Here is a 20,923-nt window from a genome sequence, read left to right on the forward strand (position 1 = left end):
TCCTACCCCAGGTTGATCCGCTGGCCATCGATGCTCACGTCCTCGCGCGCGTCCACCGATACCTCGCGCCCGCGCAGCTCGATCACGTCCTCGACCAGCGCGCGCACCCGCCCGGCGCGGAGCTGGTGCAGCTCGCGCACCTCCTGGAAGAGATCCCCCGCCCGCGCGATCACCCGCCCCGCGATCGACTCGATCTTGCCCACGGTGGTGTGCGCCCGCTCCAGCACGGCGGTGAGCGCCCGCCCCTCATAGCGCGCCTCGGCGATGCGGACGTCGCCCCGCTCGGCGACGGCGGCGAGCGCCTCCCCGGCCACGGTGACGCGCCCGGGCGCCACCTGCACCGTCGCGCCGCGCTCGCCGGCGCGCGCGCTCAGGGTCGCGCCGCTCCGGCTCGCGATCGCGACCTCGCCGGCCGCCCAGCAGCGGATGGCGCCGCCCGCCACGAGATCGATGTCGCCCCCGGGCGCTGCGAGCGAGAGGCCGCCCGCCGCGACGAGGCTGCCCCGACCGGTCTCCGCGTCGTACTCGAAGAGCAGCCGGCCGGCCCGGTCGTGCACCGCGACGACCTCGTGGCCGTCGCGCTCGACGATCGACGCCGAGGCGCCCCCGCTCGCCACGATGCGCAGCGGGCGCTCCGCTGACTGCGCGCGCGGCGCGCCGTCGCGGAGCCCCTCGGGGCGCGCGTCGGAGGGCGGGGGCTCGACGGGGAGAGCAGGGAGGGCGGCGGTGGGCATGGCGGTGGTCCTCGGGTCGTGGCTTCGCGGCCGTCGTCGGCCGTTCATAACAGCGTGGGCGGGCGCCAGTCCTCGGCGCGGGCACGCTCCGGATCGGTCTCGCGGGCGCCCTCGCGCTTCGCGCCGTCCCAGCGCGCGCGCGCGGTGGTCGCCCGGTGCAGGTTCATCCCGCGGCAATCGGCGCCCGACAGATCGGCGCCCGACAGGTCGGCGTGCGACAGGTCCGCGCCGACGAGCGAGGCGCCCTCGAGCCGCGCGCCGCTCAGATCCGCCTTGCGCGCCATCGCCTCGTCGAGCCGCGCGCCGCCGAGATCGGCGCGCGCGAGCGCGGCGCCGTCGAGGCACGCCCGGGAGAGATCGGCGCCGGCGAGCCGCGCGCCCCGGAGGCTGGCGCCGGTCAGGTTCGCGACCCCGAGGCGCGCCGAGGCGAGCGAGGCGCCGCCCAGCTCGGCGCCGGCCAGGCTCGCTTGCGCCAGATCGGCCCCGTCCAGCCGCGCGTCCCGGAGGTCCGCGCGCGACAGGTCGCAGTCGCGGAGCTCTGCGCCCGAGAGATCCATCCCGCCGAGCTTCGCCCCGACGAGCGAGCTCTTCGCGAGCCGCGCGCCGGCGAGCCGCGCGCCCCGGAGATCGAGCCCGACCAGCGAGGTCCCCTCGAGCGAGGCCCCTCCGAAATCCGCGCCGGAGAGGGCGGCGCCGGCGAGCTGCGCGCGCTTCAGCGTGGCGCCGCGCAGGCGCGTGCCGGCCAGGTTCGCGCCGCGGAGGCGCACGCCCGCGATGCGCGCCTCGGAGAGATCGGCGCCCGCGAGGTCGGCGTCCGAGAGATCGACGCCGGTGAGCTCGGCCCGGGCGAGGCGGGCGCCCGGAAGGCGCGCGCGGCGCAGATCCGCGCCGTCGAGCGCGGCGTCCTGGAGCGACGCCTCGGCGAGATCGGCGCCCGTGAGCTCGGTCCCGCGCAGCACGGCGGCCGCGAGCAGCGCGCCGCGCAGGCGGGCGCCGTGCAGCCGCGCGCCCGACAGATCGCAGCCCGACAGGTTGGCGCCGGTGAGGTCGGCCCCCTCGAGGCCGGCGCTGTCGAGCCGGGCGCCGTCGAGGTTCGCGCGCTCGAGCACGGCGCCCTCGAGGTCGGCCCCGCTCAGCGTGGCGCCGGCGAGGCGCGCGCCGCGCAGCGACGCGCCGCGCAGCGACGCGCCGCCGAGCGCCGCGGACGGGAGCTGCGCGCCGTCGAGAGCGGCCGCGTCGAGCTTGCAGCCGCGCAGGTCGAAGCCGGACAGGTCCGCGCCGGTGAGGTTCGCGCCCGTGAGGTCGCCGCCGGCGAGGTCGCGCGGGAGCGCCGCGCCGCGGAGATCCTGGTTCGGAACGCGGAGCCCGCGGACGAGACGCGCGCGCGACAGGTCGAGCGCGCCGAGCTCGACGCCGATGAGCGTCACGGCGGCGAGCTCGGCGTCGATGAAGCTCGCGCCCGCGAGCCCGCAGCGGTCGAGCTCGACCTCGCCGAGCGTCGCGCCGTCGAGGCGCGCGCCGTCGAGGGCGCACTCCGCGAGCGCGGCGCCGGTCAGCGTCGCGGCCGAGAGATCGGCGCCGGCGAGGTCCACGCCCTCGAGCCGCGCGCCCGACAGATCGGCCCCACGGAGCGACGCGCCGGCGAGCGACGTGGCCCCGGCGGCGTACCCCGCGTACCCGGCGGCGCGCAGCGCCTCGACGGACTCGGCGCCGAGGTCGCGATCGGCCTCGAGCGGCAGCGTCGCGGCCGCGGCGTCGCGGGTGAGCCGCACGTGGCGCGCGAGCACCGCGCGCTCGAGGCGCGCGCCCGACAGATCGGCCCCGCGGAGGGTGACGGCCAGGAAGACGGCGCCGGCGAGCCGCGCGCCGGCGAGCCGCGCGTCGCTCAGGTCGACGCCGTTGAAGAGCACGCCCGAGAGATCGCGGCCCGCGAGGTCGACGCCGCGCAGGTCGAGGCCGAGGATCATCGGCGGATCGAGCGGTCCGGCGTCGAGGCGCGCGAGGAGATCGTCCCTGTCCCGCGCGAAGCCCGCGGAGGTGGCGGCGGCGCCGGTCACGTCGCGCCTCGATCGCTGGTGAGCAGGGTGGACGCGAGCTGCGCGCCCGTGAGATCGGCGCCCTCGAGCCGCGCCTGCCACAGGGCGGCCTCGTACAACCCTGCGCCGCGCAGGTCGGCGTCGCGCAGGTCGGCGCCCTCGAGGCGAGCCCCGTGCAGGTTCGACCGCTCGAGGCGGGCGCCGCCGAGCCGCGCCCGCGTCAGGTCGGCGCCCGCCAGGTCGGCGCCGCGCAGGTCGGCGCCGCCGAGCTCGGCCCGGCCGAGATCCGCGCGGCGCAGGCTCGACAGCGCGAGGTCGGCGCCCGTGAGATCGGCGTGCATCCAGCGCGAGCCGTCGGCGCGGGCGCCGCGCGCCTGGGCGCGCGGCAGGCGGGTGTGCTCCGAGGCGCGCAGCCCGCGCAGGTCGGCGCCGCGCAGGTCGACCGCCTCGCCGTGCGCCCCCTCGATGCTCGCGTCCTCGAGCGCCGCGCCGGCGAAGGACGCGCGGTCGAGCGCCGCGCGCGCGAGGCGGGCGCCGGCGAGCTGCGCGCCGTCGAGCCGCGCCCCGGTGAGGTCGGCCTCGAGGAACGAGGCGCCGGCCGCGGCCGCGCCGGTCAGGATGGCCCCGCGCAGCGCCGCGCGGTCGAGGCGCGCCTTGCCGAGCGCCGCGCCGGTCAGGTCGGCGCCCGCGAGGTCGGCGCCGGAGAGGTCGGCGTCGTTCAGCCTGGCCGCCGGGAGCCACGCGCCCGCCATCCTGGCGCGAGCGAGCGTCGCGCCGTCGAGGTCGGCCCCGGCGAGGCGGGCGCCGGTCAGGTCGGCGCCGACGAGCAGCGCGCGCGCGAGGCTCGCCTCGCTGAGGTCGAGCCCCGACAGGTCGAGCCCCGAGAGATCGGCGCCCGCCATGCTCTCGCGGATCGACAGGCAGAGCTCCACGCGCTCGCGTGTCCACGGCGCCGCGCGCTCGGTGGCTGCCCGGTCCCGTGCTTCGTCCTCGCGCTCCAGGGCGTCGAGCTGCGCCGGGTCGTGCCCCCCGGCCTCGAGCGCCTTCTTCATCTGCTCGCGGCTCTTCCGCTGGATCTCGTCGAGCTGCGCCGGATCCCCGCCGAGCTTGCCCAGCCACGCCTCGAGCTCCGCGCCGGGCGGGCGCGGGCCATTGACCGACGCGCCGAGCGAGGCCACGAGCGCCGCGGGGGCGCCGCCCCGCTCGAGCGTCGCGCGGATCTGCGCGAGGAGCTCGGCGTCGTCGAGGCCGGCCAGGGGAGACGCTCCGCCGTTGTCGTTGCCGGGGGGCGCCTCTGCGGCCGGCGCCCCTGCGGCGGGCGCCTCCGCCACGGCAGGGCGCGCCTCCATCAGCGCGAGCGCGAGCTGCTCGCGGTAGCGCGCGGCCGGGACGCGGCCCTCGCCGAGCGGCTCGCTCGCGAGGAGCACGTGCCGCACCTCGGGGTGGTCCTCGGCGGAGACGGGCGCGTGGCCGCGCCACACGAGGATGAGCGCCTCGGCCTCCATGTCGACCCGGACCGTGTCGAGGTGCATCTGCACCTCGCGGAAGCGCTCCGCGCCGCCCGCGAGCTCGTCGAGGAAGCAGCGGATCCGGACGCCGGGGAGCCGCGCGCGGTAGTCGCGCCGCGCGCGGTGCAGGTTGTGGCAGACGATCTCCTCGTCGCCGCGCGGGTACTCGGCCTGGAGCGCCGGCGCGGCCGCGTTGAAGTGGCTCCAGTCGAAATCGTCGGGGAAGAACGGCCAGCGCTGCTTCAGCCAGCGCTCGTCGTAGGTGCCGAGCTTGCTCGCGCGCAGCGCCCAGGCGGCGGCGAGCGGCCCGAAGCCCGCGGGCGGCGGCCGCGCCGCGGGCGAGTCGACCAACGCGCGCGGATCCTCGATGTTCGGTAGCGGCCGCCGCCGCAGATCGCGCTCGCCCGGGTCGAACACGCCGCGCCCCGCCGGGTTGGCCGCGAAGCCCGGGCCCCCGAAGGCGCGGTCATGGCCGAGCGGCATCTCGACGAACGGCTGCGGGTCGGTGCGCTTGCCGGCGGCCGGATCGGTCCAGTACCTGTCGCCGGTCACCTGCAGCGCGAGCGACGTCTTGCCGACGGCGAAGCTCACCGGCAGGGAGCTGACGGGCCGGCCGCCGGGCGCGTGGGCCTTGCCGAGCAGCAGGAGATCCGCCTTCGGCTTGAAGGGGGCGAAGTCGGACGCGCGGAGGAGCGCCCCGCGCGGATCGTCGCCCTCGTGCGCGTCGCCGAGCGGCGGCTCCGGGGCGCCGGCGGGGATCGCCGGCTCGCCGGGCACGAGGCGGTAGGTGCCCTTCGCGATCAGGCACAGGTCCCATTGCGGGGGCCGGATCTGCCAAGAGACGGCGGCGAACGTGGTGGGCGTGGGGTTGATGATCTTCATGGCAGCTCTCGACGCGCGCAGGCCGCTCGGCCGCTCGCCGAGCGGGCTCCTCTTAGAGCATGTGGAACTGGGCGCCCTGGATGACGGCTCCCCCGGCGTCGACCTGGACCTGGTGGCCGCCGAACCTCAGGACGGAGGACGCGGCTGTGCTGCTCAGCTCCAGCTTGGCGGTCCCTGTTCCGGCGATCACGCTCGTCGCGTCGATCCTGAGGCTGCTGGGACCGCAGGCGAGCTCGATCGCGGCGGGCTCGATCTTGATGTACGCGCCGGCCAGCCCGCCGCAGCGCAGCAGGAGCTGGGTCGGCTCGATGATCAGCTCGGCGTCGTTCAGCGGGTTCGCGTGGGCGAGCTTGTGGACCAGGTACGTTCCGACGAGCGCCCCGAGCGTCGCGATGCCCCACGTCGCGCCCGTGAGCCCGCCGCCCTTCTCGAGATCGTCCTTGCCCGCGGAGGCGCCGAGCGGGCCCGCCACCGCGCCCAGGGCGCCCGCGGTCACGGCGGCTGCCCACGGCTTCGCGGCGTCGACCGTCGGGGCGTCGGTGCTCCGCACGCGCAGGTGCACCTTGGAGCGCGCCTTGATGTCCTGCTCGTCGGCCGTGGTGAGCTTCTTCGTGCTGCCGAACTCGAGCACCGGGCCGTACGCGACGTTGCAGCTCATCCCGGCCGTGATCCCCGTGTTGAGCCCGAGGAAGACGTTGCCGTTCACGCCCGCCGCGATGCTGAAGTTCCCGCCGAGGCTCGCCCCGAAGTTGGTGCCGGTGAAAAAATTCGAGTTGTCGCCGTACGTGAGGTTGACCGTCGAGACGTGGCTGCGCGTCGTCTTCCGCCAGCCCTGCCAGTCCTTGCTGAACGTCATCGAGTAGAAGTCCACGTCGAAGATGCCGAGCGTCCGGTTCGGGATGACGAGCCGGTAGTTCCCGAGGACGACGTCGGTGCGGTTGCCCGTGGTGACCGACTGGTAGTCCCCCTGGGTCACGACCGTGCGGTTGCCGTCCGTGTGGTCGTAGACCCCGTCGCTCGCTGCCCAGCCGAAGTGCGCCGCTTTCCCCTTGTCATTGGCGTCCGAGCTCGTGTCGTAGCCGTTGTCGAGGCTCGACCACGTCCAGCCGCTGCTGCCGAACCCGCCGGTAGGATCCAGCCGCGCGGACTCGGTGAACGTGCCGGCCGCCGTGGTCGCCCGCTCGCCGTAGCGCAGGTAGCTGTACTTGCCGTCGCTGTGGGGGACCGCGATGCGGATCCAGTCCTCCGCGCTGCTCGCGGTGGTCGTCATGTCGTCCTGGCCGAGCTGCTGCTCCGTCGGCAGCGCGCCCTCGGCGCCGGCGCGCGTCGCGGGCCCGCCGCGCGCGCGCCCGAAGCCGCCTCCCATCTCGACCATGGCCCCGTTCGGCATCCGGATGCGGCCGCGCCCCTCGTCGGCGCTCGTGACCACGCGGCTCTTCGCGTTGGGCACGACGCCGGTGATCACCGGCCGCTCGGGATCCCCGCCGACGCCGGTCCACAGCACCTCGGCGCCCTTGCGCAACGTGAAGTGCATGCCCTCGTCGGCCCCGCCGTAGGGCGTCGCCAGGCGCATCGGCACCGAGCCCTGCGCCTCGGCCGCGCCGCTCAGATCGAACGGCATCACCACGCGGTAGCGCCCCTCGGCGTCGACCGCGGCGGTGCCGTCCGGGCCGCGCGCGTCGACGTGGGCGACCATCGCGCCCTCGAGGCGCGGCCTCGGCGTGGCGCGCGGCGGGCGGTAGCGCGTCGAGGCCGGGATGGCCTCGAACTGGCAAGCATAGCGCGGCTCGTCGACCGCCCCGGCGCTGTGCACCGCGCGCGTCACCAGGTAATCGCGGTTCCAGTCGGCCCGGAAATGGCCGGAGAGCCCGAGGCGCTCGCCCGCGGCGAGCGGCGCGCCAATCGCGCCGTCGTACACGGTCGCGCGGCAGCGCAGCTCCTCGGCGCGCACGGCGGCGAGCGCGGCGCCCTCCTCGGGCGCCGCGAACGAGCCGCCCTCGTCGACGAGTAGCCCGAAGCCACGCGCGTCGACCTCGGCCTCGGCCTCCAGCGGCACCTCGGGCGTGCGCTCGTTGTAGTCGAGCAGCACGAGCGCGCGCGGCGACATCCGGCGCCGGCAGCGCAGCGCGCGCACCCCTCCGGCCTCCCCCATCGCGGCCTCGACCGCGCCCCGGAAGCCGTCGGGGTGGTCGCAGAGGACGAGCCGCTCCGCCCCCCCGCGTGGCTCGATGAAGTAGCTGACGCCCGCCTGCTCCAGCTGCCGCGACACGAAGTCGAGCGCGCTCTCCTGGTACTGCACGGCGTGCTCGCGCGGCGGATACGCCCGCTCGAGCCGCCGCTCCACCTCGATCCCGAGGCCGCTCCCGGCGATCACCGCCTCCACCAGGTCCGGCACGCTGAGCCGCTGGTAGAAGCGCGTCTGCCGCGCGAGGCCGAGCAGGGCGAGGCGCGGCACGAGCACGACCCGGTAGGCGTACCGATCGCCGCCGAGCGCGCCGCCCTGCTCCACCTCGGCCACGACCCCCGGGACCGTGCGGCCGGCGAGATCGAGCTCCCCGGCCGCGCCGACGAGGTCGTCGAGCGGCAGCGCGGGATCGGGCGACGCGAGATCGATCTCGAAGCGGTACGGGCGCGACAGCGCCTCCTCGCCGCGCAGCCCCAGCACCGTGAACGCTCCGGCCGGGGCGGCCTCGGAGCGGAAGTGCATCCCGACCGTCGTGGGCTTCGTCATCGCTTCTCCGAGATCTCGAGCATGGCGCCGGACGCCGTGGTGATGCGGCTCTGGTTGGCGTTGCGGGCCGTCACGGGCGACGGCGCGAGCGGGTTGAACATGGCCCCGAGGATCACCGGGCGATCCGGATCGCCGTTGGCGAACGCCACGAGGACCTCGGTGCCGGGGCGCAGCGGGAAGTGCATCCCGTGGCCCACGCCGCTGAAGGGCTGCGCCATCCGGACAGGGCGCGAGGCCTTCTGCTCGCCCGGCTCCGCCGTGTCGAAGTGGAGCTGGACCGTGTAGCGCCCCTCGGCGTCGAGCAGGGCGACGCCGTTCGTCTTTCCCCCGGGCCCCGGCTGCACGATCCCCGTGACCACGCCGGAGATGCGCGGTCTCGGCGTCCGGCGCGGCGGCCGGTAGGCGACGCGCGCCGGGATCGCGCGGAATGCGTTCCTGTAAAACGGGCTCTGCTCGCCGGCGTCCTTGAACGCGGGGAGCCTCGCCTCGTGCTCCACCTCGACGAGCAGCAGCTCCTCGCGCTCCGGGAAGCGCGGGTGCTCGATCAGGGTCACGCGCCGCCCGGCGGACAGCGCCGCGCGGCTGGCCTTGCCCTCGTACACGCGCTGCCGCGACAGCCGCTCGTCCGCCCGGATCTGCGCCAGCTTCGCGGCCTCCTCGGGCGTCTTGACGTGGCTGCCGTACTCGACGACGCCGCCGCCGTCGCCCGAGCCCAGGCTGGCGTAGGCCGTCAGGTCGAGCTGCGGCGCGCGGTAGTTGTAGTCCTGCACCACGTAGCTGGTGGGCACCAGGTCGGTCGTCACCTCGAGGGCGAAGATGTCCGTGGCCTCGCCGCGGGCGCGGAAGGGCACCGTCTCCGCGCCCGCGGCGAGGCGGAAGCCGGACGGGTGATCGGTGAAGACAAGCCTGTCGCGGCCGCCCTCGTGCTCGAAGAAGAAGCTGATGCCGACGTGCTCGGCCAGGCGGCTGATGAACGCGAGATCGCTCTCGCCGTACTGCACGACGAACTCGCGCTCGGGGTAGGTCTCGAGCAGCCGCAGCTCGACGTCCTCGGAGCCCAGGCCGTGCCGCTCGAGCTTGCTCCGGAGGATGTCCGGAACGCTGCGATCCAGGTAAATCTCCTGCGTCTCGACAAGGGTGAGCCGGAACGCGCGCGGCACGAGGCGCAGGCGGCAGGTGGCGCGCTCCGCCAGCGGCTCGAGGCGGTCCCGGATCGGGCCGAGCATGCCCGAGACGCGGCGGATCTCCTCGCCGTCGGCCTCGAAGACCAGGCTGATCTCGGCGCCGGGCGCGGCGTCGGCCGGGAGCTCGTGGCCCTCGTCGATCACGACCTCGAGGTCGAACGAGAAGAGCTGCGAGATCGCCTCTCGCCCGGAGAGCTCGCGGACCTTCACGTGGTCCCACGGCCCCCGCTCTGACTCGATGCGAACGTCCAACGTCCCGGAGGCTTCCTTCATCGCTCGTTCTCCGATTCCTCCGCGGCTTTCCCTGGAGCACCGGAAAGGTGGAGGAGCCGCGTGGGCGTGCGCGCCGCGGGGGCGCCGGGGTGGCCGCGCGAGGGCAGCTGACACCCTGCGCCGCCGGGGCTCGCCCTTCGGGGTTTCACGGGCATCGGAGCGTCAGCCTCGCCCCTTGCCGGTGCCGTACAGGAGCGCCCGCACATCGAGCTTCGCCGGGCGCTTCGGCGCTCCGGCGGGCGGCGGCTCCGGGGGCGGCGGTTCGGGGGGTGGTGTCGCCCAGGCGAAGGCGCCCCCCGCGGCCGCGGGGCTCACCGGGTCCGGCGTGGGGACCGCGGGCGCGGCCGCGCTGGCGGCGGGAGCGCTCGGCTCGGCCGGCGGCGCGCGTGGCGGCTCGGCCGGCGGCGCGCGTGGCGGCTCGGCCGGCGGCGCGCGTGGCGGCTCGGCCGTGAAGGGAGTCGCCGGCTGGCGCGCCGCATGGCTGTCGACGTCCTTCGGCATCTGCATCGTCCCCGACCTGGCGAGCGGAGCCTCGGGTGGCGATGGTGCAGGCCGTTTCGGCGGCGACGGCGAAGCGCCTTGGCTGCCGACGTCCTTCGGCATCTGCATCGTCCCGGACCTGGCGAGCGGAGCCTCGGGTGGCGGTGGTGCAGGCCGTTTCGGCGGCGACGGCGAGGCGCCTGCGGGGGCCGGACGAAACGGCAGCGTCCCCGGGACCGCGAGCGCCCTGTTCGGCGCGACGTCCAGCGTCCCTGTGGGACTCATGCTCGCCGCGGCGGACAGCGCGACGGTCGACTCGAGGGAGGCGTCGTCCTCGTCGCCCGCCGCGCCCGCGCGGGGCGCCGTCGCTCCGGCCCTGCTGATCGCGGCGCCCGGAGCGGGCCACGCGATCGGCTCGCCCGGGAGCTCGACGCCGGCGAAGATGCGCATGCGCGGGAGCACGTCCTCCGAGGGCACGGGGAAGCTGCTGCGCCACGTCACCGTGCAGCGCTGCTCGTCGCCGTCGATGCGCAGCACGTCGGCGCTCAGCGGGAGCTCCTGGTGCTCGGCGAGGCCGACGTCCGCGAGGCCGTGGATGCGCGCGAAGCCGCGCGCGCCGGGCAGGCGCATGCGCATGCGGGGCGCGCTCGGGTGCAGGCCGTCCATCACGATCCACTCGTCGCCGCGCAGGAAGTGCGTGCGCTGATCCGGCGGCGCCGCCTGGAAGTAGTCCCAGCTGAGATCGTCCGGGATCTCGGGGATACCGCGCTCCAGCAGGGCGCGCGGGGTCGTCCCGAGGAGCCGCCGGCGGGCGGGGCTGGCCTTCGAGATCGGGCCGAAGCCAGCCACGCGCCTCGCGTCGGCCGGATCGAGGATGTTCGGCTCGCCCGAGCCCTGCGGATGGCCCTCCCCGAAGGGGTTGTCCGGGAAGCCGATCCCGCCAAAAGCATGCTCGTAATCGATGGGGAGCCGCACGAAGCCGCCCCGCTTACGGACCATCAGCGTCTTGTCCAGCAGCGTCCAGCTGCTCGAGAAGAGTCCCAGCCGGACATGCGCCGCCTCGACGGGGCGGCCGTGCGGCGCATGCGCATGGCCCGTGAAGAGCACGTCGGCCTTGAGCAGGCGAGGAACCAGATCGGTCGCGAACCGGATGCTCCGCGAGGGCAGCCCGCGGTGATGGACCTCCTCCCGGATGATCTCCTGCGGCGCGATGCGCTGCATCATCGTGTCGCTGGCGAACCCGAAGGTGGCTTTCACCATCGCGGTCACCCAGAGCTTGCCCTTGAACCTCCATCCCATGGCGGCGGCGGTCGCAGCGCCGATCGGCGTCGCGCTCACATGCGGAGGGTTGCTCGTCGCCATGGATCCACCAGCGATGAGACCCGCCCTCCGACGCTGCTGTCAAGCCATTGTGGCCGTCACGCGGCGAAGCGATCAGGGGCTCAATCGGCAAGAGGATCGCCCCGCTTCTGGCGAGCGCGTCACCCAGGACGAGCAGGCGGTGACGAATCCGACGCTCATTGTCGACAACCCATCATGGGCTGCTCCATCCCAGCACATTTCTGCGTGGCAGCGGGTATTGACTCCGTGGCTCGTTGGGCGACCATCGCTTCATGGCGCGCACAGCTCCGGTTCCGAACATCCCCGCGATCCCTGGAATGAACCCTGGTGTCTTCATCCTCGGCGGCGGCGCCGGCGGCGGTGGCAGCGGCGGGCGGGGCGGCAACGGCGCCGGCGGCGATCAGGGCGCGGGCGGCAAGAACGGCGGCAACGGCGCCCAGGGCGGCGGCCGCAACGCCGGCAGCTGCGGTCAGGGCAGCGGCGGCGGCTGCCCCAACCCGACGCATGGGGGCGGTGGAGGAACGCATGCTGGGCACCCCATCGATCCGGTCACGGGCCGCGTCTACACGCTCGCCGTCACCGACATGGCGCTGCCGGGAGCGTTCCCGCTCGTGATCGAGCGCGCCTATAACTCTGCGCAGCGCGACCTCGACTACGGCCTTGGCTACGGCTGGAACCATTCGCTCGGCTGGCGCGTCATCGAGCTCCGCCGCCGCAGGGTGCGCGTCGTCACCGCGACGGCGCTCGCGTGCGAGGGCCGCTGTCCCGACGAGGGAGAGACCGTGAAGCTCCCCGTCGGCTTGCTGACGCGCACCCGCGACGGCTATCTCCTCGAGGCCGACGACGGGATCACGCGGGTCTTCGAGGACGTCTTTGCCATCGACAACGAGTTCCGCCTCAGCGCGCTCCTCGATCACAACGGCAATCAGGCCCGGCTCTTCTACGAAAACGGCACCGGTCCGCTCCAGTTCGTGAATGACAGCGTGGGCCGTCTGCTCCGCGTGCGGCGGCACCGCGACGGCCGCATCGCCGCGTTCGAGGTGAAGAACGCGTCATCGAGAGGCGCCTGGACGTCCTTCCGCACGTACGAATACGACGAACGCGGAGATCTCGTGGTCGCGCGCGACGCCCTGGGGCACGCGATGTCCTTCGCATACGACGAAGACCATCGGCTCGTGCTGGAGCGCTGGCCCACGGGCCTCGAGGTGCACTACCGTTACGATGACCGCGGTCGCTGCGTGGAGACGTGGTGCAACGATCCCAAGGAACGCGCGCTCCTGGCCGAGGGCGTGCCCGAGGTGCTCGCGGACGGAAGTCGCGCGAAGGGGTTCCTGCACGCGAAGGTTGAGTACGGCGAGGGCGAGAACAACGTCATCACCTCGCGCGCCCTGCGGAGGATCGGGGTCAATGCCTTCGGCAAGGCGGCCCGGATCGTGTGGGCGGGGCAGGTGCACGACAATGTGTTCGACGATGCAGGCGAGCTCGTGGGGTATCGCGACGGCCTCGGGCGCATATGGCGGATGGGCGAGGCCGGCGGCGCGTACCGCGTCGTCGACCCGCTCGCGCTCATGTGACGGAGTACCGCTACGACGATCGCGGCAACGTCGTGACCACGCGCGGCCCTGACGGCCTGGAGACGCAGCACGCGCGCGATCCGAACGGCAACCTGATCTACCTCTCCGACGCGATGGGGCTCGTCGCGAGCTTCCGCTACGACGAGCGCGGCTGCCTTGTCCACGCCGAGACCGCCGACGGCGGCAAGACGGCGATGACGTACGACGCGCTCTGCAACCGCGTCGGGATCGTCGAGCCGGACGGCGGCGCGCGGGCGCTCCGCTACGATTTCCTCGGGCGACTCGTGGAGATGCGGGACGAGAAGGGCGGGGTCCACCGCTGGATCTACGACGCGATGGGGCGCGTGGTCGAGCACCGCTCGCCGCTGGGTGCTCGCACGGTCACGAGCTACGACGAGGCCGGCCGCTTCGCCGGCGAGCGCGATGCGGATGGCCGCTGGTTCCGGCTGATCTATGCGGGCCTCCGCGAGGTGATCGCGGTCGAGCGGAGCGACGGCTCGCGCGTCTCGTACGCCTATGATCGAGAGCTCGACATGGTACGCATCGTCAACGAGGAGGGCGACGTGCACACCATCGAACGGGACCTCGAGGGGCGGATCCTCTCGGAGCGCACCTTCGACGGTCGCTGGCTGCGGTACAGGAACGATCAGGCCGGGCGGCTGTCGAGAATCACCTTCGACGACGGCGAATTCGTCGAGCTCGCCTACGACGAGCTCGATCGGCTGATCGCGCGCACCTTCTCGGACGACACATCCCACAGGCTGGAATACGACGAGCGCGGGCGCCTCCTGAGCTTCGAGACGGAGGCCGTCTGCACGCGCTACACGTACGATGCGCGAGGGCGTTGCGCCCGCGAGGACACGGAGCGGAAGAACGATCCGTCGTTCGCGACATCGCTCCGGCACGTCTACGACGCCGGCCTGCATCGCACGAAGGTGGAAGTGCTCGGCGCTTTCTCGTTTGCCGCGCCGCGCGACGCGGTCGGGCGATGCGCCGCGCTCGTCTTCTCGGATGTCTCGGGCACCCGGGGTGCGGACCCGCCGATCGCGACGTTCGCGTACGACCCGACAGACGGCGAGACGGGGCGCTTCTTTGCCGGCGGTGGCCGTATCGAGCTCACGAGGGACGCGCACGGCAACGTCCTCCGCTCGGCCGTCTTCGGCCGTGGCACCGCGGTTGTCCGTCCGGGCGAGCCCATGTGGGTCGGCGGTCTGAGCGGCCCGGAGACCCTGCGGTTCGACTACCGATGGTCGCCTGCCGACGAACTCCAGGTGCTCGCCGATCGCGATCGCGGGGCGCAGTTCTTTGTGTACGACGCGCGCGGCCGGATCGCGCAGAAGCGGCACGAGAGGCGGGCCAGGGCCGAGGACTACGCGCTCTCGCCGCGAGGCGACGTGCGCTGGATCGACGGCCGCGCGCAGTCCCACCTCAGCGGCGGCCGCCTCGTGACCACGAACGGCGCGGCCCTCACGTACGACGCACGCGGCCGGCTGTCGAAGAAGGTCGAGGGCACCGCGGTGACCACCTATGCGTGGAGCGTGCTCGGGTTGCTCTCGGGCATGACGCTGCCCGACGGCACGCGGCAGGAGTTCGTCTATGATGGGTTCGCGCGGCGGATCGAGAAGCGCGTGCTGCGCCGGGACGCGGCGATGGTGCGGCACCGCTACCGCTGGGATGGTGAGGACCTCCTGGAAGAGACGGTCGAGCGCGGGGCGAGCGCCGCAGGCGCGTCCGCGCCGTTCACGCTGGTGGAGCGCCGGCGCTACGCGTACTCGCCGAGCTCGCCGGCGCCGGTCGCGCAGGCGATCGACACCGAGGCGGGCCCGGGCGCCTGGAAGTACTTCGTGCACCGGGACGGGGCGCCTGTGCCGCTCGGGCTCGTCAATGGCGACGGGAGCGTCGACCAGGTCTTCGAGACCGACGCGTACGGTCGGGTGATCGCGGGCGACGCGGCTGCCACGCTGGTCCGGTTCCCGGGGCACTGGTACGAGCCGGAGACGGGGCTCCACTACAACCGGTGGCGGTACTTCGATCCGGCGAGCGCGACGTACCTGAGCCCGGAGCCGCTGGGGCTCGAAGGGGGGCTCGAAGCGTACGGGTATGTGAGCGGGAGGCCGCTGGCATTGGTCGACGCTGACGGGCTGATGGGCTCCGACCTCAGCACCCGGCGCCTTCCGCGATCTCAAGGAGGCGGCACGCGGGAGTTCACCGGACAGTCAGCCCGCTACCGCAACCCTGAGGGCCAGGGGCCGCTGTACGATCTGCATCCTGCCGTTGCCGCCGCGCTCCCTCAAGACGCTGGGCGCGGCCAGGGCAGGGATCCGTCCTGGTGCTCCGAGCCCCATGCGATTAGCAACTATCTCCGTGACTACGAAGACCGAAATGGGGTGAGATGCGATCCGGGTATACCAGAAGGTCAGCGGCACCTTCGCCGCGCCTTGCGTCGCATGGGACCGATCGGAAGCACCGATGTGAATGAAACCGCATGCGCACCGTGTCCGAACTGCTCGCAGACCTTGGCTCGTTTGCATGCGCTGGCGGGCACAGGCCAGCAGCCCGAGACGATTCCCGCTTCGCCCCCGAGAGGCGGACCGCCCCTCAATTTCAGGCCTGCAGGGGCGGGGGCACCGCTGGATCGCGCGCGGCAACAGGCCGCCCAGGGAAACACAGCGCCCTTGGACGACGCTCGCCGGGCCAACGCGACGCGGTACCGAGCGCAGCTCGAGGCTGAGCGGGCAGCAGGGCGCAATAATCTGTCAAATGCGGAGATTCAGCGCCGCGCCAATCGCGTGACAGGAATGACTCCGGGCGTCTTCGGAGGCACCGGGGAGAACAACGATTGGGGGCCGACGTGAAAACTCGATTCAGCCATCCCGTGCTCGGAACTGTCGAGAAAGGTACGTTCAGCCCTCAGCTCCGATCCATGTGCGGAGCCAAGCAGCTCACGGCCTCCCTGGCGCAGCTGAACGAGGTGGCAGAAAGGCTCGAGCCGTGGCGTGCTCCGAGATTCGAGCTGCGCGCGCGTGTCGATCTCGGGAACTTCTATCCCAAGACGGGACCGGTCACCGCTCTCGACAAGACGAACGCCCTCGTCAAGGGCGTTGCTGGCCGGGTCGGCCAGGCGAGTCGCCAGTCTCGCCTGCACGGGTTCGTGTGGCATGTTTGCGACCGGGTGCTCGCATGGCGCGACGACGTGTTCTTGCGCGTGCTGGGCCCCACTGCGGCCAGCCTGCGGCCCTGGCTTGAAGAGTGTGCAGCCCTGCGGTTACAGTGCGTCTTTCCAGTGGTGCGAGCGGCCGGCGAGCCGCCTATCGCGCCGGAGTCTGGCTGGATCGATTTTCGCGACGATCTCGTCGATGCGACCGGGCGAGCAGCCCTGGACAACGAAGCCTGGCACCTGGATCTCCCGCTTGCGGCGCGAGATAAGCGCTTTCGACAGAGCGTGGTCGGGTTTCTCTGCGCAACCGTAGATCCAGCGTCGAGGACGCTTCCGTCGTCACCCCGCGTGAGAGAGGCGGCATCGCGTTGGCTGTGCCGGCTGCACGATCCCGGCGACCCCGCGCGGCTCGCCTCGTGGGTGCTGGAGAACGGCGGCAGCGAGGCGCTCGCCAGAGCGGCAGAAGACGCCGAGAGCTCGTTTGGCGGCCTGCGTAGCGTCGATCGGATCCAGCGTTTCGGCGGGATCCTGATGCTCGAGCGAGCCCTCGCCGAGGGGAGCGTCGCGGAGTGGCCTATTCAGCAGACTCCCGGCGGCCCTGCGATTCTCCTGAGCCAGGATGACCTCGACAACCAGGATACGCTCGCTTGTATGACGGAGGACGGCAGCATGTGGGCATACGACTTCAGCTGGGGCGAGTGGGAGCACACGAGCGACTCCGTGAGCACGTTCGTCTCTCGCCTTGCGCTGTGGGGACACCCCAAAGAAGTGCCGACCCATATCGCGCTGTCACCGCTTGGCCGTGAGCTCTCCCGGGCGCTCGGCCTGAGCGAGGTCGAAGAGGCTAGCGACTCCATCGGCACGTTCTACGCGGGCGAGGCGGCGCTGGTGTTCGAGCGGAGGCGCCCCGACCGAACCGTGACGCGCATGCGCGAGCTGCGCCCTGAGGCAGTGCTTGCGTGGGACGAGCTCACCTCGTCTGCCTGAGGTGCCGCGGTCCATGAACGCGAACTGCTCGCAGAAGCTGGCTCGCACGCACTGGTGGGCACGGGCCAGCTGCCTGGGAAGATTCCCAAGTCGTCCACGAAAGGCGGACCCGCGCTTCGGCTTCAGGTCCGCAGCGACGGGGACACTCTTGGCTCCTGTGCGGCAACAGGCTACCCGGGGAGAGCGCAGCAGCCCCGGACGACGCTCGTCGGGGCAACGCGACGTGGTATTCACAGTAGATCGAGGAAGCTGTGACCTCACCGCAGACGCTACAGAATCTCGATTTCCCCGCGCTCCCTGGCGTTCCACCCAGGGACCGCGAGCGGTTCCGTTCGCGCTTCGCGCGCTGGGAGGACTGCTACCTCGCCTGCACGGGCGCCCCCACCGTCGCTCGCGATGAGAACCTCCACGCCGTTCGCGCGCGCGGTGGTGATGTGCCATCTGCTCCGGAGACGTGTGGTTCATTCAGGTGGTATGAGGGATCCGTGCTGGTCACCGAGAGCCGGGACACGTGGTGCCTTTACGCGCGAAGCGCCGAGCACCTGATCCCCTGGATCCAGGCTTTCGGTGAGCGGCGGCCACGCAAGCCGATCTGGTTCCCTGCCTACTCGGCCGTGCTCGCCGAGGACGAACCAGTGGAAGGCGAGGGGCTATCGTTCGACGACCGGGAGCGGGGCGTCGAGGGAGCCTTTCTGGTGCGCAATGGCAGCGTGGCCGTCCGCTACCGCCTCCCTGGCGGAGGGGTATCGATGGGGCTCGGGAGACGAGCGATCGTACGCTTGCATGCTCCATGGCAATCGTCGTTTAACGACGTGACCACGGCCCCGCGTTTCGTGGTCGTCAACAACGACGGCATCCCCGCTTTCCTCGCATGGTTCCACGCACAGGGAGCATCGTCCCGCCTTGGCGATGCCGTCTCGGAGGCGCTCGGCCTCGCGCACGGGGTCCGGCGGTTCGATCGAACCGCCATGTGCGGTCCTGTGCTCTGCCACGCCGAGTTCTTCGCGGGCGCGGCTTCCGCGCAGGCGTTCGAATCGCCGCTCCTCGTCTCCGGCGATGCCTGGCTCCCGCCCGGTGAGCCATCGCGCTTGCTCGTCGGCTACTGGGACATCGGGACGTCGGATGCGTTTGTCTACCTCGGTGAGGACCGCCGCATCCACCGGTACGCGTTCGAGGATGGCCTGTGGTCCATCTCGGCATCGAGCTACGCCGCCTACGTCGAGCGAATCCTTCGCTTCGACGCGAGGGTGGCAGCCACGCGCGAGTCGGATCTCCCGATGAACGAGCTCTGCGAGCGCCTGGGGCTCGTGATCGACCCGATTGGAACGGACGACTGCGCCTCCTTGGCGATCTCTCCCGATCTCGTAGCATTCCAGCGCTCCGGTGAGCGAGCGCTGTTGAAGTGCTTCTCCCCACAAGCCGAGGCACGGGTGTGCGAGACCCTCACGGGGTAGGTCCTCCGTTGCGGCGGTCTCCGCTCCCTTTAGCGGCACGGCAGAGAGCATGCTCCCAGGTCGGCGTGCGTGTGTGCGCATGGCCCACGAGGAACGCCGATCGAGCCGCCTGCCGATTTCCCGCCAACACCGCGCGATCCCGATCCACCCCGCGCTTACTGCCCGTCCCGTCGAGTAAGCTGCGGCGCATGAAGGTCCCCCGACTCACCGGCCGCGCGCTCACCGCGGCGCGCCTCGCCGCCGAGGCGCCCGGATCCTCCGCCGCGCTCCGGGAAGTGATGAAGCGCAGCCTGGGCATCGATCGCCTCGCCTCGCTTCCGGACGCCTTCCGCGACGACGCCCCCGCGGAGGCGCGCCCCCTCCAGGCCGCGCCGCCGCGGCGCTGGGAGGACGCCGGGCTCGGCGCGCCCCCGGTCCGCGATTGGCCCCGGCCCTCGCTCGCCTACGCCGCGGCCTACCGAAACGGCGCCACCACCCCGCTCCGCGTCGCCGAGCGCGCGCTCTCGGCGCTCGACGCGCTCGCCGCCGAGCGCCCGTGCATGAACATCGCCGTCGCCACCTCGCGCGAGGCGACGCTCAGGGACGCCGACGCGTCGACCGCCCGCCACGCCGAGGGGCGGCCGCGCGGCCCGCTCGACGGCGTGCCCCTGCTCGTCAAGGACGAGTTCGACGTCGAGGGCCTCCCGACGACGCTCGGCTCGCCCTGCGGCCCGCAGACGCCCGCGCCGCGCGACGCCGCCGTGGTCGCGCGGCTCCGGCAGGCGGGCGCCGTGTTCCTCTGCAAGACCGTGCTCACCGAGTGGGGCATGTCGCCGATCGGCAACAGCATCCACCAGCGCATGCCCCACAACCCGCACCACAAGGAGCGCGCCGCCGGCGGCTCCTCCACCGGCTCCGCCGTCGGCGTGGCGCTCGGGCTCGCGCCGCTCGCGGCCAGCGGCGACGGCGGCGGATCCATCCGGGCGCCGGCCGCGCTGAACGGCGTCTTCGGCCTCAAGCCGACCTTCGGCCGCGTCAGCCGCGCGGGCGACGGCTTCAAGGGCTCGGTCGCCCACGCCGGCCCGATCGCCAGCAGCACGGCCGATCTCGCGCGCTTCCTCGACGCCGTCGCGAGCGAGCCCGACCCCGACGACGACCTCACCGCGTGGGCGCCCCCGCCGCCCCCCGGAGGCTTCGGCGCGCGCCTCGGCGCCGGCGTGCGCGGCCTGCGCATCGGCGTCGACGAGGAGGAGTGGCGCGACGCCTCCACCCCGGTCGCGAGCGTGTGCTGGGGGGCGCTGCGCGCGCTCGAGCGCGAGGGAGCGACCCTCGTGGACGTGAAGATCCCCCTCGCGAGGCACGCGGCCTCCATCGGCTACCTCGTCATCGGCCCCGAGTCGCTCGCGGCGAACCAGCGCGCCTGGAGGGAGCAGCGCGACCTCATCAGCGAGGACCTGCGCGTCACCTTCAGCCTCCTCTCGGGCGTCACCGCGCTCGAGCAGATCGACGCCGCGCGGCTCCGCGCGGGCATGCGGCGCGAGGTGGCGCGCGCCCTCGCCGGCGTCGACGTCCTCGCGCTCCCGACCACGGCGATCACCGCGCCCCGCTACGCCCAGGCCGAGGAAGGCCGCGCCTTCCTGGATCCCATGGCCCTCGACGGCATGTGCCGCTTCGCCTTCCTCGGCAATCTCACCGGCCTCCCCGCCGGCACGGCGCCCGTCGGCGTCGACGCCGAGCGCCTGCCCATCGGCCTGCAGATCCTCGGCGACGCGTGGGACGAGGCGGCCGTCCTCGCCGTCCTCGCCCACCTCGAGAGGTCGGAGCTCGCGCGCGCGCGGCGCCCCCCGGGAGCGATCGATCTGCTCGGGTAACCTGATCCCAGCGAGCCCGAGGAGAGGTCGTCATGAGCCAGAGCGCCGGAAGTCGTCCTCCTGACGTGAAGCCAGCGCCGGCGCCGTGGACGCTGGCCGGCGATGCGACCATCGTGATGCTCGAGCTCCCGGGGCCGCTGCTCGAGGAGCAGAGCTTCATCCCGGAGGCGCTCCGCCCCCGCTTCGAGGGGCGCTACAGCCTGCTGATGGCCCTCGATTACACGTCATCGAACGTGGGGCCTTATCGCGAGCTCCTGTTCATCCCCGGGCGCTTCCGCACGCGCCACGGCCTCTGCTGGTCCATCAGCAAGATCTACGTCAGCTCGTGGGACAGCGTGGTGAACGGGCAGCGCAACTGGGGCATCCCCAAGGAGCACGCCGATTTCGAGATCGCGCGCGAGGCGGACGGGAGCGAGCGATTCCGGGCGTCGCAGGGCGGTGAGGTCTTCGCCGATCTGCGCTTCGCGGCCGCGGGCCCGAGCCTGCCGGCCTCGAGCGCGCTCGTGCCCGCGCGCCTCCGCCGGCTGGTGCACCACCGCGACGGGCACGACCATTTCTGCGCGCCGACCGCGCGCGGGAGCGCCCGCCACGCGCGCCTGCTCGAGGCGCGCGTCGATCCGGCGCGCATGCCGCGCGTCGACGAGGGTCGTGTTGTGTTCGCCGTCCGGCTCTCTCGCTTCCAGGCCGAGTTCCCGGTCGCCGACGTCGAGCTCCCTCCCTCCTCCTGAAGCA

The 20,923-nt window shown here is 73.2% G+C and carries 12 protein-coding genes; 6 read left to right on the plus strand and 6 right to left on the minus strand.

What is annotated here, in order from left to right:
- Positions 1-2: 2 nt before the first annotated feature.
- The 6 genes from WMF14_RS00590 to WMF14_RS00615 all read right to left on the minus strand — a co-directional run bounded on the left by WMF14_RS00590 (position 3) and on the right by WMF14_RS00615 (position 11,190).
- On the minus strand, positions 3-734 hold the full coding sequence (locus WMF14_RS00590) for a DUF3540 domain-containing protein (RefSeq protein WP_272097161.1): 732 nt from the start codon (positions 732-734) through the stop codon (positions 3-5).
- 44 nt (positions 735-778) lie between these two features.
- The gene (locus WMF14_RS00595; protein WP_437798251.1) at positions 779-2,791 is read right to left on the minus strand and encodes a pentapeptide repeat-containing protein; all 2,013 of its coding nucleotides are present in this window, start codon (positions 2,789-2,791) and stop codon (positions 779-781) included.
- Positions 2,788-5,160 carry a DUF2169 family type VI secretion system accessory protein gene (locus tag WMF14_RS00600; RefSeq protein WP_437798253.1) on the minus strand — a complete coding sequence of 791 codons (2,373 nt, stop codon included), beginning with the start codon at positions 5,158-5,160 and terminating at the stop codon, positions 2,788-2,790. The genes WMF14_RS00595 and WMF14_RS00600 overlap by 4 nt, the downstream gene beginning before the upstream one ends.
- A 52-nt stretch (positions 5,161-5,212) precedes the next feature.
- On the minus strand, positions 5,213-7,891 hold the full coding sequence (locus tag WMF14_RS00605) for a type VI secretion system Vgr family protein (RefSeq protein ID WP_437798255.1): 2,679 nt from the start codon (positions 7,889-7,891) through the stop codon (positions 5,213-5,215).
- On the minus strand, positions 7,888-9,348 hold the full coding sequence (locus WMF14_RS00610) for a type VI secretion system Vgr family protein (protein ID WP_437798257.1): 1,461 nt from the start codon (positions 9,346-9,348) through the stop codon (positions 7,888-7,890). Before WMF14_RS00610 ends, WMF14_RS00605 begins: the two co-directional genes overlap by 4 nt.
- Positions 9,349-9,510: 162 nt before the next feature.
- Positions 9,511-11,190, minus strand: coding sequence for a DUF2169 family type VI secretion system accessory protein (locus WMF14_RS00615; protein ID WP_437798259.1), 1,680 nt, complete (start codon positions 11,188-11,190; stop codon positions 9,511-9,513).
- Between the two features lie 251 nt (positions 11,191-11,441).
- On the opposite strand from WMF14_RS00615, the gene WMF14_RS00620 reads away from it, so the two are divergent.
- The 6 genes from WMF14_RS00620 (at position 11,442) to WMF14_RS00645 (ending at position 20,919) form a co-directional block, all read left to right on the plus strand.
- Positions 11,442-12,743, plus strand: coding sequence for a DUF6531 domain-containing protein (locus WMF14_RS00620; protein ID WP_437798261.1), 1,302 nt, complete (start codon positions 11,442-11,444; stop codon positions 12,741-12,743).
- A complete protein-coding gene (locus tag WMF14_RS00625; protein WP_437798262.1) occupies positions 12,740-15,598 on the plus strand; it encodes a YwqJ-related putative deaminase in 2,859 nt (952 codons plus the stop codon). The genes WMF14_RS00620 and WMF14_RS00625 overlap by 4 nt, the downstream gene beginning before the upstream one ends.
- Positions 15,595-16,887, plus strand: a complete 1,293-nt coding sequence (locus WMF14_RS00630) for a hypothetical protein (RefSeq protein WP_437798264.1) — start codon at positions 15,595-15,597, stop codon at positions 16,885-16,887. Before WMF14_RS00625 ends, WMF14_RS00630 begins: the two co-directional genes overlap by 4 nt.
- Positions 16,888-17,372: 485 nt before the next feature.
- Positions 17,373-18,341, plus strand: a complete 969-nt coding sequence (locus WMF14_RS00635; RefSeq protein WP_437798266.1) for a hypothetical protein — start codon at positions 17,373-17,375, stop codon at positions 18,339-18,341.
- Positions 18,342-18,529: 188 nt separating this feature from the next.
- On the plus strand, positions 18,530-20,191 hold the full coding sequence (locus tag WMF14_RS00640) for an amidase (RefSeq protein ID WP_437798268.1): 1,662 nt from the start codon (positions 18,530-18,532) through the stop codon (positions 20,189-20,191).
- A 32-nt stretch (positions 20,192-20,223) separates the two neighbouring features.
- Positions 20,224-20,919, plus strand: a complete 696-nt coding sequence (locus WMF14_RS00645; protein WP_437798270.1) for an acetoacetate decarboxylase family protein — start codon at positions 20,224-20,226, stop codon at positions 20,917-20,919.
- Positions 20,920-20,923 lie beyond the last annotated feature (4 nt).

It is taken from the genome of Sorangium sp. So ce693, from assembly GCF_051521375.1.
In the GTDB taxonomy this organism is placed as follows: domain Bacteria; phylum Myxococcota_A; class Polyangia; order Polyangiales; family Polyangiaceae; genus Sorangium; species Sorangium atrum.

Bases quoted from the DNA above. Each gene is read 5' to 3' on its own strand.
- WMF14_RS00590 (WP_272097161.1), bottom strand. From the start codon at position 734: ATGCCCACCGCCGCCCTCCCTGCTCTCCCCGTCGAGCCCCCGCCCTCC.
- WMF14_RS00600 (WP_437798253.1), bottom strand. From the start codon at position 5,160: ATGAAGATCATCAACCCCACGCCCACCACGTTCGCCGCCGTCTCTTGG.
- WMF14_RS00605 (WP_437798255.1), bottom strand. From the start codon at position 7,891: ATGACGAAGCCCACGACGGTCGGGATGCACTTCCGCTCCGAGGCCGCC.
- WMF14_RS00610 (WP_437798257.1), bottom strand. From the start codon at position 9,348: ATGAAGGAAGCCTCCGGGACGTTGGACGTTCGCATCGAGTCAGAGCGG.
- WMF14_RS00615 (WP_437798259.1), bottom strand. From the start codon at position 11,190: ATGGCGACGAGCAACCCTCCGCATGTGAGCGCGACGCCGATCGGCGCT.
- WMF14_RS00620 (WP_437798261.1), top strand. From the start codon at position 11,442: ATGGCGCGCACAGCTCCGGTTCCGAACATCCCCGCGATCCCTGGAATG.
- WMF14_RS00640 (WP_437798268.1), top strand. From the start codon at position 18,530: ATGAAGGTCCCCCGACTCACCGGCCGCGCGCTCACCGCGGCGCGCCTC.
- WMF14_RS00645 (WP_437798270.1), top strand. From the start codon at position 20,224: ATGAGCCAGAGCGCCGGAAGTCGTCCTCCTGACGTGAAGCCAGCGCCG.